The organism is Mycolicibacterium holsaticum DSM 44478 = JCM 12374 (genome assembly GCF_019645835.1).
Classification (GTDB): Bacteria; Actinomycetota; Actinomycetes; order Mycobacteriales; family Mycobacteriaceae; genus Mycobacterium; species Mycobacterium holsaticum.
Window position 1 is genome coordinate 3,218,543 of record NZ_CP080998.1, and the last position, 21,412, is coordinate 3,239,954.

A 21,412-nucleotide genomic window follows, 5' to 3' on the forward strand; every position below is an offset into this window, starting at 1 on the left:
CGCGCTTCGCGTGGACCCCGGCCAACGACGAGATGCAAGACGAAAGGGTGTACGTGGCAGCGACAAAGGCAAGCCCGGCAACCGACGAGCCGGTAAAGCGCACCGCTACCAAGACCCCCGCCAAAAAGGCTCCAGCGGCGAAGTCCGGAAGTGCCGGGGCAGCTAAGACAGCCAACGGTTCGCCACCGGCCAAGAAGGCCACCAAGACCAAGAGCCGAACGGCCGCCAAAGCCGCTCCGGCCAAGGCCGCCGCCGCCAAGGGCAAGCCCGCGGCGCGGGCGACCAAGGCCAAGACCGAGGCAGCCGGCCCGCGTAGCCGGGCCAAGAAGGCCACCGCAGCGGAGACCAAAGTCGACGACGTCGACACCACCGAAGACCTTGACGTCGAACCCGACGCCGACCTCGACGTCGAGGTTGACGCCGCAGATCTCGAGCTCGAAGACCTCGACGCCGACGACACCGAAGAAGCCGAGGAAGCCGTGCCTGCCGCTGCAGCCGCCGTAGAAGTAACCGCCACCGACGACGACGACGAGGAGATCGCCGAGCCTTCCGAGAAGGACAAGGCGTCGGGCGACTTCGTCTGGGACGAAGAGGAATCCGAGGCGCTGCGGCAAGCCCGCAAGGACGCCGAGCTGACCGCCTCGGCGGACTCGGTACGCGCCTACCTCAAGCAGATCGGCAAGGTCGCGCTGCTCAACGCCGAGGAAGAGGTCGAGCTCGCCAAACGCATCGAGGCCGGCCTGTACGCCACCCAGCTGATGGCCGAGTACACCGAAAAAGGCGAGAAGCTCACCACCGCGCAGCGCCGCGACATGATGTGGATCTGCCGCGACGGGGACCGCGCGAAAAACCATCTGCTGGAGGCGAACCTGCGCCTGGTGGTGTCGCTGGCCAAGCGCTACACCGGCCGCGGCATGGCCTTCCTGGACCTGATCCAGGAAGGCAACCTGGGCCTGATCCGTGCGGTCGAGAAGTTCGACTACACCAAGGGCTACAAGTTCTCCACCTACGCCACGTGGTGGATCCGCCAGGCGATCACCCGCGCGATGGCCGACCAGGCCCGCACCATCCGCATCCCCGTGCACATGGTCGAGGTGATCAACAAGCTCGGCCGCATCCAGCGTGAGCTGCTGCAGGATCTGGGCCGCGAGCCCACGCCCGAAGAGCTGGCCAAGGAAATGGACATCACGCCGGAGAAGGTGCTGGAGATCCAGCAGTACGCGCGTGAGCCGATCTCGCTGGACCAGACCATCGGCGACGAAGGCGATTCGCAGCTGGGCGATTTCATCGAGGACTCCGAGGCCGTGGTGGCCGTCGACGCGGTGAGCTTCACGCTGCTGCAGGATCAGCTGCAGTCGGTGCTGGAGACGCTGTCCGAGCGCGAAGCCGGCGTCGTGCGGCTGCGGTTCGGGCTGACCGACGGCCAGCCCCGCACGCTCGACGAGATCGGCCAGGTCTACGGCGTGACCCGCGAGCGGATCCGCCAGATCGAGTCCAAGACGATGAGCAAGTTGCGCCACCCGAGCCGTTCGCAGGTGCTGCGCGACTACCTGGACTAGTTTCACGCGCTCTACCGTCTGATGCGCGCGTAGGCGGCCAAGGGTCTGCTTGACCATCGCGGGGACGACACGTTCACCCTGACCAAGGTGGGCCAAGCACTGCGGTCCGCTGCGCGGGACCCGTTGCGCCGGTGAATATCACACGATCGGGCATGGCGGAGGCGGTTCGACGAAACCGATTGATTCCGCAATTATCTGCACCGCACGCCACTAGCCTGCTAAGCCGTGAGCATCGTCACCGCTGTACGCGCCCGTCATCGCGTCAACCGTGAACTCGCCGCGGGGGAACCCGAACTCAAGTTGGTGCCGATGCTGGCCGATCCGCATCGCGACTTCCTCGACGTCGGGGCCAACGACGGAGTTTACTCATATTTCGCCTTGGGGCGATTTCGCCAGGTCGTCGCCGTGGAAGCGCACCCCGCCCTGATCGCCAGGCTGCGCCGAATCATGAAGAGCGACAATTCTGTACTGGCCATCGCACTGTCCGACCAAGTCGGCGAGACCGCGCTGCACGTGCCGGTCCGGCGGGGACGCGCGGTGACGACGCGCTGTTCCCTGCAGGCCGACGCCAACCCCGGGTTCGCGCTTCGCACGGTGACGGTGCCCACCACCACCGTCGACCAACTCGGACTCGACCGGCTCGGCGTGATCAAGATCGACGTCGAAGGACACGAGCTGAAGGTGTTGCGCGGCGCCGCGCAGACCTTGGCAACGGCGAAGCCGGTCTGCATCGTGGAGTGCGAAGAACGGCACAACGTCGGCGGTGTCGCCCAAGCGTTCTCGTTCTTCGGCGACCTGGGCTACCGCGGTTACTTCCTGCATCGCGGCGAACTGCGCGACGGGACGGACTTCGACGCGGCCACCCTGCAGCGGGCCGAGAACGCGAAGGCCGTCGGCGGGGGCCGCTCCCCCGACTACGTGAACAACTTCCTCTTCGTGCACCGCGACAACGCCGAGGCGGTGTCGCGGATCAGGCGGGAGCTGGCCGCGGCGGCTAGCGGCCGGACTGCTCAGCGCTTCTTGTCGCGCACCTTGTACGTCGAGGGCCACGACTCTCGGGTCTCGTCCCCGGTCAACGGTGTGCCCTTGCTGCCGATCTTGATGTCGTAGGCCTCTTTGCCTGCGCCGGCCTCCCGGTTGGCGTGTTCGGTGGCCAGATAGATCAACTGGTCGATCTCGGCCTCGGCGAACGCGACGAACGTCGTCTTGCGCACGATGTCGTCGGCGCCTGAGGCGATCCGGTCGGGCAGCACCCGGGTGGCGAACGCGGCGCCGGCCAGCAGCACGGCCGGGATGGCCCAATAGCAGACATACGACAGCGGGGTCCGGCTGTCGAGGATCGACGCGTCGCCGGCCACGATCGGCGGGATCACCGACGACACCGTCATCCCCGCGAACGCCGCGATCCAGATCCCGGTCAGTTCGGAGGTGACCCGCGCGAACAGGTCGCTCTTCACCACGTGGGGCGCCTGCCCCGCCTCGGCGAACTCGCGCACGAACGGCTTGCCGATCAGCGCGCCGGTGAGCGCCGCGAGCAGCACGCCGAGGATGCTCAGCGTCAGCATCCACTGCCGCATGAACGCCTCGGTGACGACGAACGCCAATACGGTCAGCACGAGAAACGTTGCGAGCGCGCCTATTTCAAGAACCCGACCGGGCCCTCCGCGCACCTGGCCGAGCGCGAAGCCCGCGATGGCCACGGCCAGCGCGATCAGCGCGGCGACGACGAACGGCACGTTGCCGACGAGTACCCAGTAGACGATCCACGGCGCCAGGCCTAACAAAATGCCCACGATTTGTAAGTGTACGGAGCGGGCTCGGCGACCCGCCGCCTACACCGGCGAAGCGTCCGGCGGCCCGAGCGGCGCAAACCGCCCGTCGGCGTCCGGCCGATATGAAGTGACGCTGATCACAGCCGTTATCGGCAATGGACCGTACAAGTGTGGGAACTCCATGCCCATTGGATCAGCGGGCACACCGGGTTCCCAGCGAATCGGAGAGGACAGTCGTGCGGGGTCGATGCGCAGCAGCACCAAATCGGTACGGCCACCGTAGAGTCGGTTGGCGGGCAGATGCACCTGCTCGGGTGTCGACAGGTGGACGAACCCGGAGATTTCCAGCGAGGCCGGCCGGTGCTCACCGGCGGCCCGGGCAGTGTTCCACTCGTCGGCGCTGCAGAGGTGAACCAGTGCGACGGGCTGCGATGGCATATGGTCAGCCTGCCGTCTGGACCCTGCGGCGTAACGGTGAGACGCGACACACCGGTAACAAACAGGGAACAAGCCTTCAACCCGAAACGTCTGAGACAGTGGAAGCACGCGAAGCATTACGGAGGTCGCCATGAACGCAACGCTCACCAGTCCCGAGTTGACCCGGGCTGACCGCTGCGACCGGTGCGGCGCCGCGGCGCGGGTGCGCGCCAAGCTTCCATCAGGTGCCGAGCTGCTGTTCTGCCAGCACCATGCCAACGAGCACGAGGCGAAGCTGATCGAGTTGGCCGCTGTGCTCGAGAAGAGCCCGGTGGAGGTCTGACCCGACACGGCTTACGCCGTGCTGGGCACGATCAGCTGTCGTCAGGAATGCTGGACCGGTCATGACAGATGACCCGTCGGCACCGGCTCGACCCTCACGCCACCACATTTGGCACATCGTCAAGCGCACGCTGTCCAAGAGCTGGGACGACTCGATCTTCTCGGAGTCGGCGCAGGCGGCGTTCTGGAGCGCGCTGTCCCTGCCGCCGCTGCTGCTGGGCATGCTCGGCAGCCTGGCGTACGTGGCGCCGCTGTTCGGTCCGGAGACGCTGCCGATGATCGAGACGCAGATCATCGACACGGCGGCCAGGTTCTTCTCGTCCAACGTCGTTACCGAGATCATCGAGCCGACGGTGCGCGACATCGTCAAGGGCGCCCGCGGCGAGGTGGTGTCGCTCGGCTTTGTGATCTCGCTGTGGGCGGGGTCCTCGGCCATCTCGGCCTTCGTCGACTCGATCACCGAGGCGCACGATCAAACGCCGCTGCGGCACCCGGTGCGCCAGCGGTTCTTCGCGCTGGGCCTGTACGTGGTGATGCTGGTGTTGGCGATCATCTCCGCCCCGTTCATCGCGTTGGGGCCGCGCAAGATCGCCGAGTACATCCCCGACAGCTGGGACCATGTGCTGCGGTTCGGCTACTACCCCGGGCTGGTGCTGGCGCTGATCGTCGGGGTGAACATTCTCTACCGGGTGTCGCTGCCCAAACCGCTGCCGTCACATCGGCTGCTGCTGGGATCGTTGCTGGCGACGGTGGTTTTCCTGCTGGCCACGTTCGGCCTGCGGTTCTATCTGACGTGGATCACGGCGACCGGCTACACCTACGGCGCCCTGGCAACACCGATCGCCTTCCTGCTTTTCGCGTTCTTTCTCGGCTTCGCGATCATGATCGGCGCCGAACTCAACGCCGCCGTCCAGGAGGAATGGCCGGCCCCGGCCACCCACGCCAAACGGCTCCGCTGGTGGCTGGCCGAAAAAGCCGAGGCGCTCAACGGATCCACCGAGGCGCCCCCCGCACCACCGGCCGTCGACGCCGCCCCCGCGCCTGCGGGAACGAACGGCGACCGGACTACCCCTTGAGCTTCTCGTAGATCCGCTTGCACTCCGGGCACACCGGTGAGCCGGGCTTGGCCGACTTCGTGACGGGGAACACCTCACCGCACAACGCGACGACGTGGGTACCCATGACCGCGCTTTCGGCGATCTTGTCCTTCTTGACGTAGTGGAAGTACTTGGGGATGTCGCTGTCGGTGCCGTCGTCGACGCGTTCGTCGGTGTCGGTGCGCTCGATGGTCTGGGTTCGCATATCCCTATTCTGCATTCCCCAGATCCGCCCCGTACAACAGACGACAGGTGTGCGACAGTGGAGGTATGAAACACGGCCAAGAGCTGAGTTTCGACGACGACGGACGGCCCGTCCTGATCACCCGCGCCGCCCCCGCCTACGAGGAACAGCACCGCCAACGGGTCCGTAAATACCTCACGCTCATGTCGGTTCGCATCCCGGCGTTGTTGTTCGCCGCGATCGCGTACGGCATCTGGCACAACGGGTTGATTTCGTTGGCGATCGTGGTGATCTCCATCCCGCTGCCGTGGATGGCGGTGCTGATCGCCAACGATCGGCCGCCGCGCCGCGCCGACGAGCCGCGCCGCTACACCCATTCGGCCCATCACGACGCGGTTCCCTCCGCCGAATGGCCCGCGATCGAAGGCGGCGAACGAGCGACGCCGCCAGCGCCACCGCAAGTGGACGTCGAGCAGCCCGAAGGTGATGTTCCCAGCTGAGGAGCTTCGCACCTGATTCTCAGCACATTCTCAGGTCACCGGAGAAAAACCGCTGATCAACGCGTGTGAACCGGTCGAAGGCTGGGAACTCTTTCGAGCACGTGGGCGTTGTAGCTCATGACAGTTCGACCCGATCAGGAGGCCGTCATGGCAAATGCCACCACAAGCCGCGTTGACCACGACCTGGACGCCCAGAGTCCGGCCGCTGATCTCGTGCGCGTGTACCTCAACGGCATCGGCAAAACGGCCTTGCTCAATGCCGCCGATGAGGTCGAACTCGCGAAGCGCATTGAGGCAGGCCTTTACGCAAAGCATCTTCTCGAGACGCGTAAGCGCTTGGGCGAGAACCGCAAACGTGATCTTGCCGCGATCGTCCGCGACGGGGAGGCAGCCCGACGGCACCTGCTCGAGGCCAACCTTCGGCTGGTGGTGTCGCTGGCCAAGCGCTACACCGGTCGCGGGATGCCGCTCCTGGATCTGATCCAGGAGGGCAACCTGGGCCTGATCCGAGCGATGGAAAAGTTCGACTACGCCAAGGGATTCAAGTTCTCCACGTACGCCACGTGGTGGATCCGCCAGGCGATTACCCGCGGAATGGCCGATCAGAGCCGCACCATCCGGCTACCGGTCCACCTCGTCGAGCAGGTCAACAAGCTGGCCCGGATCAAGCGTGAGATGCACCAGAGCCTGGGCCGCGAAGCCACCGACGAGGAACTGGCCGAAGAGTCGGGCATCCCGGTGGAGAAGATCACCGACCTGCTCGAGCACAGCCGTGACCCGGTGAGCCTGGACATGCCGGTCGGCAGCGACGAGGAAGCCCCGCTCGGCGACTTCATCGAGGACGCCGAGGCGATGTCGGCCGAGAACGCGGTGATCTCCGAATTGCTGCACACCGACATCCGGCACGTGCTGGCTACCCTCGACGAGCGCGAGCAGCAGGTCATCCGGCTGCGCTTCGGGCTCGACGACGGTCAGCCGCGCACCCTGGACCAGATCGGCAAGCTGTTCGGCCTGTCGCGCGAGCGGGTTCGCCAGATCGAGCGTGAGGTGATGGCCAAGCTGCGCAACGGCGAACGTGCCGACCGGTTGCGCTCCTACGCCAGCTAGTACGCCAGCTAGCCGCCGACTGACAAGCCCGCCGATAAACCGGCGGGCTTGTCTGATCTCGCCGCACGGCCCAGCGGCCACGGCACGTAAGACCCCGGTTTGGCCAGCTAAGCCGGTAGACTCGCCGTGACGGAGGGTGCCATGAACGATCTTGTCGATACCACTGAGATGTACCTGCGGACCATCTACGACCTCGAGGAAGAGGGCGTGGTGCCACTGCGTGCGCGCATCGCGGAGCGTCTTGATCAAAGCGGTCCGACCGTGAGCCAGACGGTCTCGCGGATGGAACGGGACGGGTTGCTGCATGTCGCCGGTGACCGGCATCTCGAGTTGACCGAAAAGGGCCGCCAACTCGCCGTGGCCGTGATGCGCAAGCACCGGCTGGCCGAGCGGCTGCTCGTCGACGTGATCGGCCTTCCGTGGGAGGAAGTCCATGCCGAGGCGTGCCGCTGGGAGCATGTGATGAGCGAGGACGTCGAACGCCGCCTCGTGCGGGTGCTCAACAACCCGACCACCTCGCCGTTCGGCAACCCCATTCCCGGGCTTTCCGAGCTCGGACTGGCCGGCTCGGCGTTCGGCGCCGATCAGCTGAACCTGGTCCGGCTTACCGAGCTTCCGGCCGGAATGCCCGTCGCCGTGGTCGTGCGTCAATTGACCGAGCACGTCCAGGGCGACGCCGATCTGATCAGCCGACTCAAGGACGCCGGCGTGGTGCCCAATGCGCGGGTGACCGTACAGACCAACGACAACGGCGGGGTCATGATCGTGATCCCGGGCCACGAACAGGTGGAGCTGCCCCATCAGATGGCCCACGCCGTGAAGGTCGAGAAGGTCTAGGCCCCACCGGCTTCACCCGGCCCGCTGCCCGAAGATGCGTCTGGGCGGCAGCTGCACGCCCAACTGGTCGGCCAACCGGAACCCGGTGGCGGCGAGTTCGCAGATCCGTTCCGGGCGCATGCCCGACTGCAGCGCCGTGTCGAGCATGGCCGCCATCCGATGGGTGCCGTCGCAGCGCAGCGCGGCCTGCAGCGACACCCCGGCCAGCGGTCCGTCACCGCGCACATACGCCGAGTAGGCCAGCAGCACCAGCGCTTCGACCCGCCAGGGCTCGGGAAGCCGTCGGGACAGCTCGGCCCACAGCGACTCGGCCTGCCCGGCGCTCTCCCCGACCGCCAACGCGTAGAGCGTGTCGCGCACCGTGGGGTCGGTCAACGCATCCGCGAGCCGGGCCAGCGTGTCGTCGGCCAGCTCCTCTCCGGCGGCCACCCGCGCGGCCGCCGCGATGGCGGCCTGCACGTCGCTGCGCGCCTGGGCGTCGGTGCGCCGGCCGCCGTCACGCACGACGGTGGCCAGCGCCGCCGTGCGGGCCGGGTCGCTGACCGCGATGACGTCCTGCAGCTCGGCCCGGTGCGCGTAGAGCCTGCGCCCGTCCAGCACCGCCGCGGCGGCCAGCGGCGAGGCCGACGGGTCGTCGATGGTGCCTGCGCACCCGCACCCGTCGGCGCAATGCCACCGCCCGCCGGCCGCGACCCGATCGACCACATGCGCGGCGAGCAGTTCGATGCCCTGCTCGGCGAGCGACGCCGCCAGCGCGTCCGTCAGGTCGCGGTACTCCTCGTTGCACAACCGGCAGTTGGCCCCGGCCTCGTCGACGACGACCGCGATCGCCGCGTCCGTGCCCGCCGAGGCGGCCACTTCGGCGATGTGCCCGAGTGAGTCGGGCAGGTCATCTGAAAGGTCAACTCTCATCACGCATCCCATCGCACCGCGTTCGATGGTGACCAGGACGAGAGATTTCTCCGGGACGAAGCCGAGCACGGCAGGCAAGGCGGCGATCAGCACGCCGGGACGGTTCAGGTGGAAATCAGGTGAATGCGATGTGGTCATGACCCCACCGTCGCGAGGAAGCCGACGGTTTCCGCGGGTTCGGGGCGCCGCGGCGGGCCGGCTGGGGATGAATTCGCGGTTGGGGATGAATGGCCGCGCCGCCGGACTAGGTGCTGCGCCGCACCTTCAACACCGCATCGCTGAACAGCGTGTGCAACGACGCGGTGTCGGGGTCCTCGGCTTCGCCCTGGTGCAGCCAGGTGACGCTGACCCGGGTGTCGCTGATCTGGGCGGTCAGCGTCAGCGTGCGCCGCACTGGACCCGTCGACGGTGTGACGGTCTGGTCGACGGCGAAGCTGTCGTCGGCGTCGACCGGCGGTTGGGGCAGCATCGTCACGGTCACGTCAGACCGGACGCCCTGATTTGCGGTGGTGAACGACGCGCACCTGCGCAACTGCTCACCTCGTTTGCCCAGCGCCGGGGCGGGCCGGGTCACCGCGACGATCAGGCTGCTGGCCGTCGCGCTGTCGATACCTTCGGCGGCCACGCTCTGGCTGGAGGCCACCGGTGGCGGCGCGCACTCGGCCGGTGTCACCACCGCCCCGGGCGCGACACCGTTGATGTCCTGCAGCGCCCGATACACCGCGGTGCCGTCGAGCACCGCGGCCGGATACTGCGGGGGAAAGCGCGCGGGTTCGATCAGCAGCGCGCCGATCGGCACCGGCGGGGGGCCCGCGAGCCGGGGGGCCCCGACGACCACCCGGCTGCAGCCCGCGAGCGTCGTCGACGCCATGAGCAGCGCACATGCGCACAGCGTCCAGGACCTCGTGTTGATCATCGCGGTCATCGTCTCATCGCCCCGGCTGGGCGGCGGTCAGGCGCGCGTCAGCGCACCGCTGCAACAGGACGGAAATTCACGCCAGTCCCGGTGCAAGATGTGCCCGACTCGCGTACACCTTTTGCCATGGGTTCCATGTTGGAGTACGACCTCGTCGTCATCGGTTCCGGGCCGGGCGGGCAGAAAGCCGCGATCGCCGCGGCCAAGCTGGGCAAGACCGTCGCGGTCGTCGAGCGCGGCCGGATGCTGGGCGGGGTCTGCGTCAACACCGGGACCATCCCGTCCAAGACACTGCGCGAGGCGGTCGTCTACCTCACCGGCATGAGCCAACGGGAGCTGTACGGCAGCAGCTACCGCGTCAAGGAGAAGATCACCCCGGCCGACCTGCTGGCCCGCACCAGCCACGTGATCGGCAAGGAACAAGATGTCGTCCGCTCGCAGTTGATGCGCAACCGCATCGACCTGATCCAGGGTCACGGCCGGTTCATCGACGCCCACACCGTGCTGGTCGAGGAGCCGACCCGAGGTGAACGCACCACGGTCAGCGGCGACTACGTCGTCATCGCCACGGGCACCAAGCCGGCCCGCCCGGCCGGCGTCGAGTTCGACGAGGAACGGGTGTTGGACTCCGACGGCATCCTCGACCTCAAGTCGTTGCCGTCGACGATGGTGGTGGTCGGCGCCGGGGTGATCGGCCTGGAGTACGCGTCGATGTTCGCTGCGTTGGGCACCAAGGTCACCGTTGTCGAGAAGCGCGACAGCATGCTGGACTTCTGCGATCCCGAGATCGTGGAGGCGCTGAAGTTCCACCTGCGCGACATCGCGGTGACGTTCCGGTTCGGCGAGGAGGTGACCGCCGTGGACGTCGGCTCCGCGGGCACGGTGACCACGCTGGCCAGCGGCAAGCAGATCCCGGCCGAGACGGTGATGTACTCGGCGGGCAGGCAGGGTCAGACCGATCACCTTGATCTGGCCAACGCCGGGCTCGAGACCGACGACCGCGGACGCATCCACGTCGACAGCAACTACCAGACCAAGATCGACCACATCTACGCCGTCGGCGACGTGATCGGGTTCCCGGCGCTGGCGGCCACGTCGATGGATCAGGGCAGGCTGGCGGCCTGTCACGCGTTCGGCGAGCCTGCCAAGGGGATGACCGACCTGCAGCCGATCGGCATCTACTCCATACCGGAGGTGTCCTATGTCGGTGCCACCGAGGTGGAACTGACCAAGAAATCCATCCCCTACGAGGTCGGGGTGTCGCGCTACCGGGAGTTGGCCCGCGGGCAGATCGCCGGCGATTCCTACGGCATGCTCAAGCTGCTGGTGTCCACCGACGATCTCAAGCTGCTCGGGGTGCACATCTTCGGCACCAGCGCCACCGAGATGGTGCACATCGGCCAGGCGGTGATGGGCTGCGGCGGCACAGTGGAGTACCTGGTGGACGCGGTGTTCAACTATCCGACGTTCTCGGAGGCCTACAAGGTGGCAGCGTTGGATGTGATGAACAAGCTGTGGGCGTTGAACCACTTTCGTGCCTGAGAAATGTGCGGGTGCACGGTGGGAACGCAACGTGGCAGAAATCAGTTGGAAGGTTAGAAGCGTTAATGTCTTGGCACCGCGGTGAGGAGACGAAGCAATGACAGACAGTCCCGGCAGTCCTGAACAGCAGTACCAGCCGGAGCAGACCGGCATGTACGAACTGGAGTTCCCGGCGCCCAAGCTGTCCTCTGCGGACGGTCGTGGTCCGGTGATGATTCATGCCCTGGAGGGGTTCTCCGACGCCGGACACGCCATCCGGCTGGCCACCGCGCACCTCAAGGACACCCTCGACACCGAGCTGGTCGCGTCGTTCGCCATCGACGAGCTGCTGGACTACCGGTCCCGCCGCCCGCTGATGACGTTCAAGACCGACCACTTCACCGCCTACGAGGATCCCGAGCTCAACCTGTACGCGTTGCGCGACAGCGTCGGCACACCGTTTCTTCTGCTCGCCGGAATGGAGCCCGACCTGCGCTGGGAGCGGTTCATCACCGCGGTGCGGCTGCTGGCCGAACGGCTCGGGGTGCGCCGGCTGATCGGGCTGGGCACCATCCCGATGGCGGTCCCCCACACACGGCCGATCACCCTGACCGCCCATTCCAGCGACAAGGAGTTGATCGCCGACCACCAGCCGTGGGTGGGCGAGGTGCAGGTGCCCGCCAGCGTGTCGAACCTGCTGGAGTTCCGGATGGCCCAGCACGGCCACGAGGTGCTCGGGTTCACCGTGCACGTCCCGCACTACCTGGCGCAGACGGCTTACCCGGCGGCGGCCGAAGCGTTGCTGGCCGAGGTCGCCAGAAGCGGTTCGCTGCAGATCCCGTTGGACGCCCTCGTCGAGGCGGGCGCCGAGGTGCTTTCCAAGGTCAACGAGCAGGTCGAGGGCAGCGCCGAGGTCGCCCAGGTGGTGACCGCGCTGGAGCGCCAGTACGACGCATTCGTCGCGGCCCAGGAGAACCGGTCGCTGCTGGCGCGCGACGAGGATCTGCCCAGCGGCGACGAACTCGGCGCCGAGTTCGAGCGGTTCCTCGCCCAGCAGGCCGGCGACAAGTCCAGGGACCCGTTCCAGGACGGCGACGACTCCCGATAAGCGCGATCCGGGCCGGCCAGCTAAGTTGTCGCAATGGCTCGAAAGCCCAACCTGCGCTCGGTGCGGGAGCTCACGCCGTCCCTGCAGTACCGCACGATCCACGGCTACCGGCGGGCCTACCGGGTGGCGGGGTCGGGCCCGGCGATCCTGCTGATCCACGGCATCGGTGACAACTCGACCACGTGGAGCGCGGTGCAGGCCACGCTGGCCCAGCGGTTCACCGTGATCGCCCCCGACCTGCTCGGGCACGGGAAATCCGACAAGCCGCGCGCGGACTATTCGGTGGCCGCCTACGCCAACGGCATGCGCGATCTGCTCAGCGTGCTCGACATCGACCGGGTGACCGTGATCGGACACTCGCTGGGCGGCGGGGTGGCGATGCAGTTCGCCTACCAGTACCCCCAACTGGTCGAACGGCTGATCCTCGTCGGCGCGGGCGGCGTGACCAAGGACGTCAACCTGGCGCTGCGGTTTGCCTCCCTGCCGATGGCCAGCGAAGCACTCGGACTGCTTCGGCTGCCGCTGGTGCTGCCCGCCGTGCAGGCGGTGGGCCGGATGGCCGGGACGGTGTTCGGCTCGACCGGGCTGGGCCGCGACATCCCCAACATGCTGCGCATCCTGGCGGACCTGCCCGAGCCGACGGCGTCCTCGGCGTTCGCCCGCACGCTGCGCGCCGTCGTCGACTGGCGCGGCCAGGTCGTCACCATGCTCGACCGCTGCTATCTGACCCAGTCGGTTCCGGTGCAGCTGATCTGGGGCACCGACGATTCGGTCATCCCGGTCAGCCACGCCATGCTGGCGCACGCCGCGATGCCTGGTTCGGTGCTGGAGATCTTCGAAGGCTCCGGGCACTTCCCGTTCCACGACGACCCGGACCGCTTCGTGGAGGCCGTCGAGACGTTCATCGACTCGACCGAACCGTCGGCCTACGACCCCGAGTTCCTGCGCGAACTGTTGCGGGCCGGCATCGGCGAAGGCACCATCACCGGCTCGGCCGACACCCGGGTCGCGGTGCTCGACGCGATGGGCACCGACGAGCGCAGCGCCACCTGAGCGTCGGGGCCGCCCGACGCGAGACGGCCACAAAGTAGCATCGGCGCATGACCATCGACGTGACAGTGTTGCGCGTTTTCACGGACCAGGACGGCAAGCACGGAAACCCGCTCGGTGTGGTCGACGCCCGCACCGTGAACCCCGGTGACCGGCAACGGATCGCGGCCCAATTGGGTTACAGCGAAACGGTGTTCGTCGAACCCTCGCAGCCGGGGACCAACACCGCATACGCCCGCATCTACACACCGACCGTCGAGTTGCCCTTCGCAGGGCATCCGACCGTGGGCGCCGCCTGGTGGCTGCGCGAACAGGGCACACCGGTGCACACCCTGCAGGTGCCGGCCGGCATCGTGCAGGTGGGATATGACGACGGGGTCACCGCCGTCAGCGCACGTTCGGAGTGGGCGCCCGAGTTCGCCATCCACGACCTGTCCTCGACCGAGGAACTACTGGCCGCCGACCCGTCCGAGTACCCCGACGACGTGAACCACTACCTGTGGACGTGGGTCGACCGGGACAAGGGGGTGCTGCGGTCGCGGATGTTTGCAACCGACCTGGGTGTGCCCGAGGACGAGGCCACCGGTTCCGCCGCGGCGCGCATGACCGACTACCTCAGCCGCGATCTGACCATCGTGCAAGGCAAGGGCTCGGAGATCTACACCCGGTGGAGCGCCGAGGGCTGGGTACGGATCTGCGGGCGCGTCGTGCGCGACAGCACCCGCCAGGCCGACTGACGCGCCGGCCGGTCAGCCGGCGGACGGCTGCGGAGCCTTGCGGTGCGCGCGCAACGCCTCGATCTCACGTTCGAAGTCTTCCGCTGAGCTGAAGCCGCGGTACACCGAGGCGAACCGCAGATACGCCACCTCGTCGAGTTCACGCAGCGGGCCCAGGATGGCAAGCCCCACCTCGTGGCTGGGCACCTCGGGCGAACCGGCCGCCCGCACGGTGTCCTCCACCTGCTGGGCGAGCAGGTTCAACGCGTCGTCGTCGACCTGCCGGCCCTGACAGGCGCGTCGCACACCGCCGATCACCTTCTCGCGGCTGAACGGCTCGGTGACACCGCTGCGTTTGACCACCGCGAGTACCGCCGTCTCGACGGTGGTGAACCGCCTGCCGCACTCCGGGCACGACCGGCGGCGCCGGATGGCCTGGCCTTCGTCGGTCTCACGGGAATCGACGACCCGGGAGTCGGGATGACGACAGAACGGACAGTGCATAACCGCTCCTTCGCCACGCCAACACACGATCACCTGGGACGACTTTGAGCGTACCTGCGTGGGACCCCGATGGCCCAGCACCGGGGCAATCCGGGCATACCTGGCCGAGATGTCGATGGACATCGCTGTGCGGCATGGCTTCTCACCGCCCACAACGCGTCAGCCGACCGGTGCGATGAGCGTTTGGCCCGCGTCCAGCACAGCGGAGTCCAGCTTGTTGAGCTCGCGAATCCGCTCGACCACGGCGCCGACCGGCGCATCCGGGGCCACCCGCTGGGCCACGTGGTTCAGCGTCTCACCGGTGTGCACTTGGACCACCGCGAGCCGCTCGGGCACCGCATCGGGGTTGCCGACCACGCCGCCGAACTGCGCGACCAACCCGAGCCACACCGTGATCGCCGCCGCTACCAGCGCGAGGACGACCGTGGTGGCCGGGGTGATCGGACGGCGCCGATGCGGCGCCCGCGACATCACGACGCCGGTCCCCCGGTACCTGATCGGCGCGCCGCCCGGGCGCCGCGCCGGCGGCCTGCGTCGGGCGACCGGCCGGACCCCCGGCCTGACCACAGGTGCCGCCGACATCTTCCGGGTCTCGATGATCGTCATCTTCCTGCCTTCCGTCCGCTTCGTTCGCTCTTGTGTTCGAAGATAGTCGATCACATGTTCGATTAATAGAACGTGTGATCGAACTGTTGCAAAACGATAGCGAGGACCACCGACATCTCTCGGTCAGCTCCGGCGCGACGACGAGGGCGCCCCATTCGCGACACGCCTCGAACACATGTTTGATTAATTGTCGGCGGCGCGTTACATTCGGCGCCATGGATTCCAGCAGCGATTCCCCGGGCGGAACGGAAAGCACCGGCGGGCGCCGCCGGCCTGACACTGGCCTGACCGAGCGTCAGCGCACCATCCTCGACGTCATCCGCGCCTCGGTCACCAGCCGCGGTTATCCCCCGAGTATCAGGGAGATCGGTGATGCGGTCGGCTTGACGTCGACGTCCTCGGTGGCGCACCAACTGCGCACGCTGGAACGCAAGGGCTACCTGCGCCGCGATCCCAACCGGCCCAGGGCCGTCGACGTGCGCGGCGCCGACGACCACGTGACCGCCCCCGTCACCGAGGTGGCGGGTTCGGACGCGCTACCGGAACCCACGTTCGTGCCGGTGCTGGGCCGGATCGCGGCAGGCGGACCGATCCTGGCCGAGGAGGCCGTCGAGGACGTGTTCCCGCTGCCGCGCGAGCTGGTCGGCGAAGGGTCGCTGTTTTTGCTCAAGGTCGTCGGCGAGTCGATGGTGGACGCGGCGATCTGCGACGGGGACTGGGTGGTGGTCCGTCAGCAAAACGTCGCCGACAACGGTGACATCGTCGCGGCGATGATCGACGGAGAGGCGACCGTCAAGACGTTCAAACGGACCGGCGGTCAGGTGTGGTTGATGCCGCACAACCCGGCGTTCGACCCGATCCCCGGCAACGAGGCGGCCGTGCTCGGCAAGGTCGTCACCGTGATCCGCAAGATCTAGTCGGCGCGCAGGAACCCGTTGGCGCGGGCGAATTCTTCGCTGCTGAACCAGATTTCGGCTTGCGCGTCGTCATAGTCTGCGCTGTCGGGAAGCCAGTATCGCCCCGTCTTGGTGTCGGCCTTGACCGGGTAGCCCTCCGGCGCCTCGTCGGAATCTGCAAGCGGTAGGCGAAACGCCGGTTGCGCTGGCTCGAGTTCGTCGGGCTCGATACGGGCGTGCCTGCCGGTGTCGGTCAACGGGTTGCGCTCGAGCTCGGTAGGCACCCGGGTCGGTGCGGTGTCGACGTCGTCGGGATCTTCCTCGTCAACCTCGTCGGTCACCGGCTGCTCGACATCGTGGTCGACATCGTGCTCGACATCGTGATCGACGTCGAGCTCTGCGTAGGGCACGGCGCCGACGTCTCCGGGCGGGGGTGCTTCCCACGGGCTGGACGGCTCGGCGGTCGAGGCCGCCCCGGCCGCCGGGGCCAACGAGCCCAAGCCCTCGCGCGCGTAACGGTCACCGAACAGCGTCGCGTCGTAGTCATCGCCGTATTCGGCGGGCTCCGCGGCGCCGTACTCGGCGGGCTCCGCGGCGCTCGCGGCGCTGTATCCGGCCTCGTCGTCGGCGGCGCCGAACCCGCCGTCGTCGTAGTGAGCGTCGTCGAACTCGGCCTGGTGGGGCTCGTCGCGGCTCAACGCGAACTCGTCGTCGCCACCGCGGCCGCGCCGATTGCGCAGCGTGGCGTAAGCGACCAGGCCGATGAGGATCAGTGCGGGCACGATGGCCAGCAACCACCACCAGCTCCACTGAAAACCCTGGCCGTCATTGCGGTCCGCTGCCTGCGGCGGTGCGGATGCCGGCGGCCCGCTCTGGCCCGGAAGCTCCAACCCGGCCAGTTCCAAAGCCAGGTTGGCCGGCTCGGTCTTGAACGAGTTGGTCGACCGGTCCCATGAGATGACGCCTCCGCTGAAGCGCTGCGTGATGACGTCGCCGTCCTCGGTCTGATCGGACATGGGGGCGCCGAGCGGCCCCTTTCCGCCGTCGAGTTTGGCCCATGCGGCGTTGATCGGACCGCGCACGATGACCGCGCCGTAATCCGGTGTCCAGAAGATGAGCGGCTTGTCCTCGGCAGCGAACGTGCTCATCCGGCTGTTGGTGATCCCGCCGTCGACCTCTCCGGTGACCGGAAAGCCGAGATCGCCTTCGGGACCTCCGACGCTTTCGTATTTGTCGAGCACCTGGCCGGTGACGACGTTGGCGCCCGTCGCCGGGGAGTAGAAGATCTTGCCGCCGGCGAAGTTCTGGCCCATCCCGTCCGCGCCGATCGAGTACGGCGGGCCTTCCGCGGCACCGAGCGGTCCCATCGTCCCGCCCGCAGCGCGCCTGGCCGCGTTGATCGCGCCAACCGGGTCAGCCGGGACCTGCAGGCCTTCGAGTTGGGTGGCCAGTTCCGGCGGCACCGTGGTGAAGGTCTTGGTCTTGGCGTTGTAGGACAGCTCACCGCCGGTGAACCGCTGGGCGACGACATCGCCCTGGTACCGCTCGTCCTCGGCGGGCACCCCGAGCGCTCCCGAGGATCCGCCGAGTTGGTCCCACGCCGCGTTGATCGGCCCGCGGACCACCCGTGCACCGGTGTCGGGGGTCCAGAAGATCACCGGGCTGTCGCTGGCGCTGAACGTGGAGTTGAGGCTGTTGGGGGCGCGTCCGGGTCCCTCGTCGATGGTGGGGAAACCCAGGTCGCTGTCGGCCGGCCCGCCCAACGACTCGTACTTCTCCAGGATCGGACCGGACATGTGATGCGCGCCGGTGGCCGGCGTGAAGAACATCTTGCCGCCGGTGAAGTCCTGGGCGAAGCCCGACCCCACGGCATAGACCTCGCCCTGTTTCGGCCCGAGTACGCCGCCGTCGCCGCCACTGGCCTGCCATGCCGCCGTGATCGCGTCGTTGGCCTCGACCTCCGGCTGGGCCAACGCGACCGGTGCCATCAGTACCATCGCCGCCACCGACAGCAGACCGACCGCCAAGCGGCCGATCCGTCTTCTACGCCGGGTCCCGTGCCCGCTCATCAAATCCTCCCGCGGTCGGCGCGCAATTCCCATTCGGTACCGCGCCGTCAACTGTGCCGTCAAATGGTGTCAACACCCAAGGAACACGCCGACCTTCGAGAGAAAATACCTGGCGGCACGCGAAAGTTTCGAATACCCCGCAAGTCGTGTCCGGTCGCGCCGGTCGAATTGGCGCCGGTTCGGGGCGATATTCGCCGCCGTCAGCCGAGGCCGCCGCCAATTTGCCCCCGGCTATACGCCGAGGCTGCGGCCGATGATTTCCTTCATGATCTCCGTCGTGCCGCCGTAAATGGTCTGCACCCGCGAGTCCAGATACGCGCGGGCAACCGGATATTCCCGCATATAGCCGTAGCCGCCGTGCAATTGCAGGCACCGGTCGATCAAATAGACCTGCTTCTCGGTCGAATACCATTTCGCCATCGCGGCCTGCTCGGCGGTCAGCTTGCCGTCGAGGTGCAGGCGGATGAACTCGTCGACCATGATGCGCACCGCGGTGGCCTCGGTGGCCAGCTCGGCGAGCAAGAACCGGCTGTTCTGCTGGCTACCGATCGGACGGCCAAATGCTTTGCGCTCCTTGGCGTATTGCAGGGTATGCGCCAGCGTCGTCTCCATCGCCGCGGCCGCGATCACGGCGATACCGATCCGCTCCTGCGGCAGGTTCTGCATCAGATAGACGAAACCCTGACCTTCCTCGCCGAGCAGGTTTTCGACCGGCACCTTGACGTCGGTGAACGACAGCTCGGCGGTGTCCTGGGCGTCCAGCCCGATCTTGTCGAGTTTGCGGCCGCGTTCGAAGCCGGCCATCCCGCGCTCGACGACCAGCAGCGAGAACCCCAGCGCACCCTTGTCCGGGTCGGTGCAGGCCACGACGATCACCAGGTCGGCGTTGATGCCGTTGGTGATGAACGTCTTGGCCCCGTTGAGGATGTAGTGGTCACCGTCCCTGACCGCGCGGGTCTTGATGCCCTGCAGATCGCTTCCGGTGCCCGGTTCGGTCATGGCGATCGCCGTGATCGTCTCGCCGGTGCAGAACTGCGGCAGCCAGCGCCGCTTCTGCTCCTCGTTGGCCAGGTTGATCAGGTAGGGGGCCACCACGTCGTTGTGCAGGCCGAAACCCAGACCGCTGTAGCCCCCCGCGGTCGTCTCCTCAGAGACCACCGCGTTGTAGCGGTAGTCGGGGTTACCGCCGCCGCCGTACTCCTCGGGCACCGCCATGCCGAGGAAGCCCTGCTTACCCGCTTCCAGCCACACACCGCGGTCGACGATCTTGTCTTTTTCCCACTGTTCATGGTGCGGCGCGACGTGCCGGTCCAGGAACGCCCGGTACGACTCGCGGAAGAGGTCGTGCTCGGGTTCGAAGAGGGTGCGTTCGTACTGGATAACGCCGGCCACGGGGATACCTCCGGTCGGTACATTGCTTTCTCGTCAATTTACACCGTCCAACCAGTCGGTTGGTTACCGGCGGCACGGCCCGCCCGCGTTGACACCGGACGTGACCTCGCACACGGCTGGTTTAGCGATCGACGCGCTCGGGGAAATATCGAGTCACCACCAAGCCGTCAGGGAGGAAATCAGGATGTCGGAGAAGAACAGCGGTCCCGAAGAAGCCATCAAGGGCGTCGTGGAAGGCGTCAAGGGCAAGGCCAAAGAGGTGGCGGGTGCCGTTGTCGGCCGCGACGACCTGTATCGCGAGGGGCAGGCGCAGCAGGACAAGGCCGACGCACAGCGCAACGCCGCGCAGAAGGAAGCCGAAGCCGAAAGTGCGCGCGCCGCAGCCAAAACCGCCGAGAAGCGCCAAGAGGCGGAGCAGTAAGCGCTAACACATCAGACACGAAGGACGCGAGGGGCCCAAAGCCCTTCGCGTCCTTTGTCTTAGAACGTCGCGTACTCGCGCAGGCTGGCCGCCAACGGAATCGGCACGCGCGCCTTGATCCTGGTGCCGTCGGCGGTGTGCTCGGTGGCGTCGATTCGCCCGTCGGCGTGCACCTTGTTGACGAGATCGCCGCGGTCATACGGGATCGTCACGTCCACCATGGTGTCGGTCGGGGCGATCATCTCGGCCATCCGTGACTGCAGCCGGTCCAGCCCGTCACCGGTGTGCGCGGAGACGAACACCGCATCCGGAAGCGCGCGGCGCAGCTGTGCCAGCGCGAGATCGCTGGCGGCGTCGATTTTGTTGACCACCAACAACTCCGGGGCCGGCTTGCCGTCGCGGTCGGCGATCACCTCGTTGACCACCTCGCGCACGGCGTTGATCTGGGCCAGCGGGTTGACATCGGAGCCGTCCACGACATGCACCAGCAGATCGGCGTCGACGACCTCCTCGAGCGTGGAGCGGAACGCCTCCACCAACTGGGTGGGCAGATGCCGGACGAATCCGACCGTGTCGGTCAGCACGAACGACCGGCCGTCGTCGAATTCCCCACGGCGCGTTGTCGGTTCGAGCGTGGCGAACAATGCGTTCTCCACCAGCACGCCCGCCCCGGTCAGCGCGTTGAGCAGGCTGGACTTACCCGCGTTGGTGTAGCCGACGATCGCGATCGACGGGATCTCGCTGCGCCGCCGACCGCCGCGCTGGGTGTCGCGGACCTTCTTCATGTCCTTGATGTCGCGGCGCAGCCTGGCCATCCGCTCGCGGATCCGGCGCCGGTCGGTTTCGATCTTCGTCTCGCCGGGACCACGCAGACCCACGCCGCCGCCTGCGCCGCCGGCACGTCCGCCGGCCTGCCGTGACATCGACTCGCCCCAGCCACGTAGCCGCGGCAGCATGTACTCCATCTGCGCCAGCGACACCTGCGCCTTGCCCTCCCGGCTGGTCGCATGCTGGGCGAAGATATCCAAGATCAGCGCGGTGCGGTCGATCACCTTGACCTTGACCGCCTTTTCCAGCGCGGTGAGCTGCGCGGGGCTGAGCTCACCGTCGCAGATGACGGTGTCGGCGCCGGTAGCCAGCACCACCTCCCGCAATTCCTGCGCCTTGCCGGAACCGATGTAGGTCGCCGGATCGGGCTTGTCGCGGCGTTGGATCAGCCCTTCGAGCACTTCGGAGCCCGCAGTCTCGGCCAGGGCGGCCAGTTCGGCCAGGCTGGCCTCGGCGTCGGCCGCGCTGCCCTCGGTCCACACGCCCACCAGCACGACGCGTTCCAGCCGAAGCTGGCGGTACTCGACCTCGGAGACGTCGGTCAGCTCTGTCGACAGGCCGGCGACGCGGCGCAGCGCGGTGCGGTCTTCGAGCGCGAGCTCACCGGTGCTCGGCGTGCCGTTGATGGGGAATTCGGGATACGTCATAGGCGAATCAA

Annotated in this window: 23 protein-coding genes; 13 read left to right on the plus strand and 10 right to left on the minus strand. The window is 67.4% G+C overall.

The genetic code is table 11. The features are described 5' to 3' along the window. The first annotated feature begins 53 nt into the window (after nt 1-53). A complete protein-coding gene (locus K3U96_RS15550) occupies nt 54-1,559 on the plus strand; it encodes an RNA polymerase sigma factor (RefSeq protein WP_230982527.1) in 1,506 nt (501 codons plus the stop codon). A gap of 225 nt (nt 1,560-1,784) precedes the next feature. Further along, nucleotides 1,785-2,669: an FkbM family methyltransferase gene (locus K3U96_RS15555; protein WP_220690294.1), complete on the plus strand. Its 885-nt coding sequence runs from the start codon at nt 1,785-1,787 to the stop codon at nt 2,667-2,669. On the opposite strand, the gene K3U96_RS15560 is transcribed toward K3U96_RS15555, so the two are convergent. Next, nucleotides 2,570-3,352, minus strand: a complete 783-nt coding sequence (locus K3U96_RS15560) for a hypothetical protein (RefSeq protein ID WP_220690295.1) — start codon at nt 3,350-3,352, stop codon at nt 2,570-2,572. The two genes, K3U96_RS15555 and K3U96_RS15560, sit on opposite strands and share 100 nt — an antisense overlap. Before the next feature lie 39 nt (nt 3,353-3,391). After that, on the minus strand, nt 3,392-3,769 hold the full coding sequence (locus K3U96_RS15565; protein ID WP_069406649.1) for a DUF952 domain-containing protein: 378 nt from the start codon (nt 3,767-3,769) through the stop codon (nt 3,392-3,394). Between the two features lie 130 nt (nt 3,770-3,899). Between K3U96_RS15565 and K3U96_RS15570 the strand changes: the two genes are divergently transcribed. Both K3U96_RS15570 and K3U96_RS15575 read left to right on the plus strand, forming a co-directional pair. Further along, on the plus strand, nt 3,900-4,091 hold the full coding sequence (locus tag K3U96_RS15570; protein WP_069406650.1) for a DUF7455 domain-containing protein: 192 nt from the start codon (nt 3,900-3,902) through the stop codon (nt 4,089-4,091). A 61-nt stretch (nt 4,092-4,152) separates the two neighbouring features. Beyond that, the gene (locus tag K3U96_RS15575) at nt 4,153-5,166 is read left to right on the plus strand and encodes a YihY/virulence factor BrkB family protein (RefSeq protein WP_220690296.1); all 1,014 of its coding nucleotides are present in this window, start codon (nt 4,153-4,155) and stop codon (nt 5,164-5,166) included. Here K3U96_RS15575 and K3U96_RS15580 read toward each other — a convergent pair. After that, complete coding sequence (locus K3U96_RS15580; RefSeq protein WP_069406652.1) at nt 5,156-5,392, minus strand: DUF3039 domain-containing protein; 237 nt, start codon at nt 5,390-5,392, stop codon at nt 5,156-5,158. The genes K3U96_RS15575 and K3U96_RS15580 overlap by 11 nt on opposite strands. A 65-nt stretch (nt 5,393-5,457) precedes the next feature. Here K3U96_RS15580 and K3U96_RS15585 point away from each other — a divergent pair, with 65 nt between their 5' ends. The 3 genes from K3U96_RS15585 (at nt 5,458) to K3U96_RS15595 (ending at nt 7,815) form a co-directional block, all read left to right on the plus strand. Continuing rightward, entirely contained in the window at nt 5,458-5,871 is a 414-nt protein-coding gene (locus K3U96_RS15585) for a DUF3099 domain-containing protein (RefSeq protein ID WP_220690297.1), read from the plus strand. A gap of 147 nt (nt 5,872-6,018) precedes the next feature. Then, a complete protein-coding gene (gene sigB, locus K3U96_RS15590) occupies nt 6,019-6,978 on the plus strand; it encodes a sigma-70 family RNA polymerase sigma factor SigB (RefSeq protein ID WP_069406654.1) in 960 nt (319 codons plus the stop codon). Nucleotides 6,979-7,119: 141 nt separating this feature from the next. Then, complete coding sequence (locus K3U96_RS15595) at nt 7,120-7,815, plus strand: iron-dependent transcriptional repressor DtxR (RefSeq protein WP_220690298.1); 696 nt, start codon at nt 7,120-7,122, stop codon at nt 7,813-7,815. A gap of 12 nt (nt 7,816-7,827) precedes the next feature. On the opposite strand, the gene K3U96_RS15600 is transcribed toward K3U96_RS15595, so the two are convergent. Together K3U96_RS15600 and K3U96_RS15605 are read right to left on the minus strand one after the other, a co-directional pair. After that, nucleotides 7,828-8,865, minus strand: coding sequence for a DUF4192 domain-containing protein (locus K3U96_RS15600; protein ID WP_220690299.1), 1,038 nt, complete (start codon nt 8,863-8,865; stop codon nt 7,828-7,830). Between the two features lie 106 nt (nt 8,866-8,971). Further along, nucleotides 8,972-9,643: a hypothetical protein gene (locus K3U96_RS15605; protein WP_230982161.1), complete on the minus strand. Its 672-nt coding sequence runs from the start codon at nt 9,641-9,643 to the stop codon at nt 8,972-8,974. Nucleotides 9,644-9,778: 135 nt separating this feature from the next. On the opposite strand from K3U96_RS15605, the gene sthA reads away from it, so the two are divergent. From sthA to K3U96_RS15625, 4 genes are all read left to right on the plus strand, one after another. Further along, a complete protein-coding gene (gene sthA, locus K3U96_RS15610) occupies nt 9,779-11,185 on the plus strand; it encodes a Si-specific NAD(P)(+) transhydrogenase (RefSeq protein WP_220693543.1) in 1,407 nt (468 codons plus the stop codon). A 97-nt stretch (nt 11,186-11,282) separates the two neighbouring features. Continuing rightward, nucleotides 11,283-12,272: a proteasome assembly chaperone family protein gene (locus K3U96_RS15615; protein ID WP_069404564.1), complete on the plus strand. Its 990-nt coding sequence runs from the start codon at nt 11,283-11,285 to the stop codon at nt 12,270-12,272. 33 nt (nt 12,273-12,305) lie between these two features. Continuing rightward, entirely contained in the window at nt 12,306-13,325 is a 1,020-nt protein-coding gene (locus tag K3U96_RS15620; RefSeq protein WP_069404565.1) for an alpha/beta fold hydrolase, read from the plus strand. Nucleotides 13,326-13,372: 47 nt separating this feature from the next. Then, on the plus strand, nt 13,373-14,059 hold the full coding sequence (locus K3U96_RS15625; protein WP_220690300.1) for a PhzF family protein: 687 nt from the start codon (nt 13,373-13,375) through the stop codon (nt 14,057-14,059). 12 nt (nt 14,060-14,071) lie between these two features. On the opposite strand, the gene nrdR is transcribed toward K3U96_RS15625, so the two are convergent. Continuing rightward, complete coding sequence (nrdR, locus tag K3U96_RS15630) at nt 14,072-14,542, minus strand: transcriptional regulator NrdR (RefSeq protein ID WP_069404567.1); 471 nt, start codon at nt 14,540-14,542, stop codon at nt 14,072-14,074. 159 nt (nt 14,543-14,701) lie between these two features. Beyond that, complete coding sequence (locus K3U96_RS15635; protein ID WP_069404598.1) at nt 14,702-15,148, minus strand: LysM peptidoglycan-binding domain-containing protein; 447 nt, start codon at nt 15,146-15,148, stop codon at nt 14,702-14,704. A 215-nt stretch (nt 15,149-15,363) separates the two neighbouring features. On the opposite strand from K3U96_RS15635, the gene lexA reads away from it, so the two are divergent. Further along, nucleotides 15,364-16,065 carry a transcriptional repressor LexA gene (gene lexA, locus K3U96_RS15640; protein WP_069404568.1) on the plus strand — a complete coding sequence of 234 codons (702 nt, stop codon included), beginning with the start codon at nt 15,364-15,366 and terminating at the stop codon, nt 16,063-16,065. On the opposite strand, the gene K3U96_RS15645 is transcribed toward lexA, so the two are convergent. Further along, nucleotides 16,062-18,113: an LGFP repeat-containing protein gene (locus tag K3U96_RS15645; RefSeq protein WP_220690301.1), complete on the minus strand. Its 2,052-nt coding sequence runs from the start codon at nt 18,111-18,113 to the stop codon at nt 16,062-16,064. The two genes, lexA and K3U96_RS15645, sit on opposite strands and share 4 nt — an antisense overlap. Before the next feature lie 231 nt (nt 18,114-18,344). Then, entirely contained in the window at nt 18,345-19,505 is a 1,161-nt protein-coding gene (locus K3U96_RS15650; RefSeq protein WP_220690302.1) for an acyl-CoA dehydrogenase family protein, read from the minus strand. A 184-nt stretch (nt 19,506-19,689) separates the two neighbouring features. Between K3U96_RS15650 and mbp1 the strand changes: the two genes are divergently transcribed. Then, nucleotides 19,690-19,926, plus strand: a complete 237-nt coding sequence (gene mbp1, locus K3U96_RS15655) for a microaggregate-binding protein 1 (RefSeq protein WP_069404571.1) — start codon at nt 19,690-19,692, stop codon at nt 19,924-19,926. 59 nt (nt 19,927-19,985) lie between these two features. On the opposite strand, the gene hflX is transcribed toward mbp1, so the two are convergent. Next, nucleotides 19,986-21,401, minus strand: a complete 1,416-nt coding sequence (gene hflX, locus K3U96_RS15660; RefSeq protein WP_220690303.1) for a GTPase HflX — start codon at nt 21,399-21,401, stop codon at nt 19,986-19,988. Between the last annotated feature and the right edge of the window lie 11 nt (nt 21,402-21,412).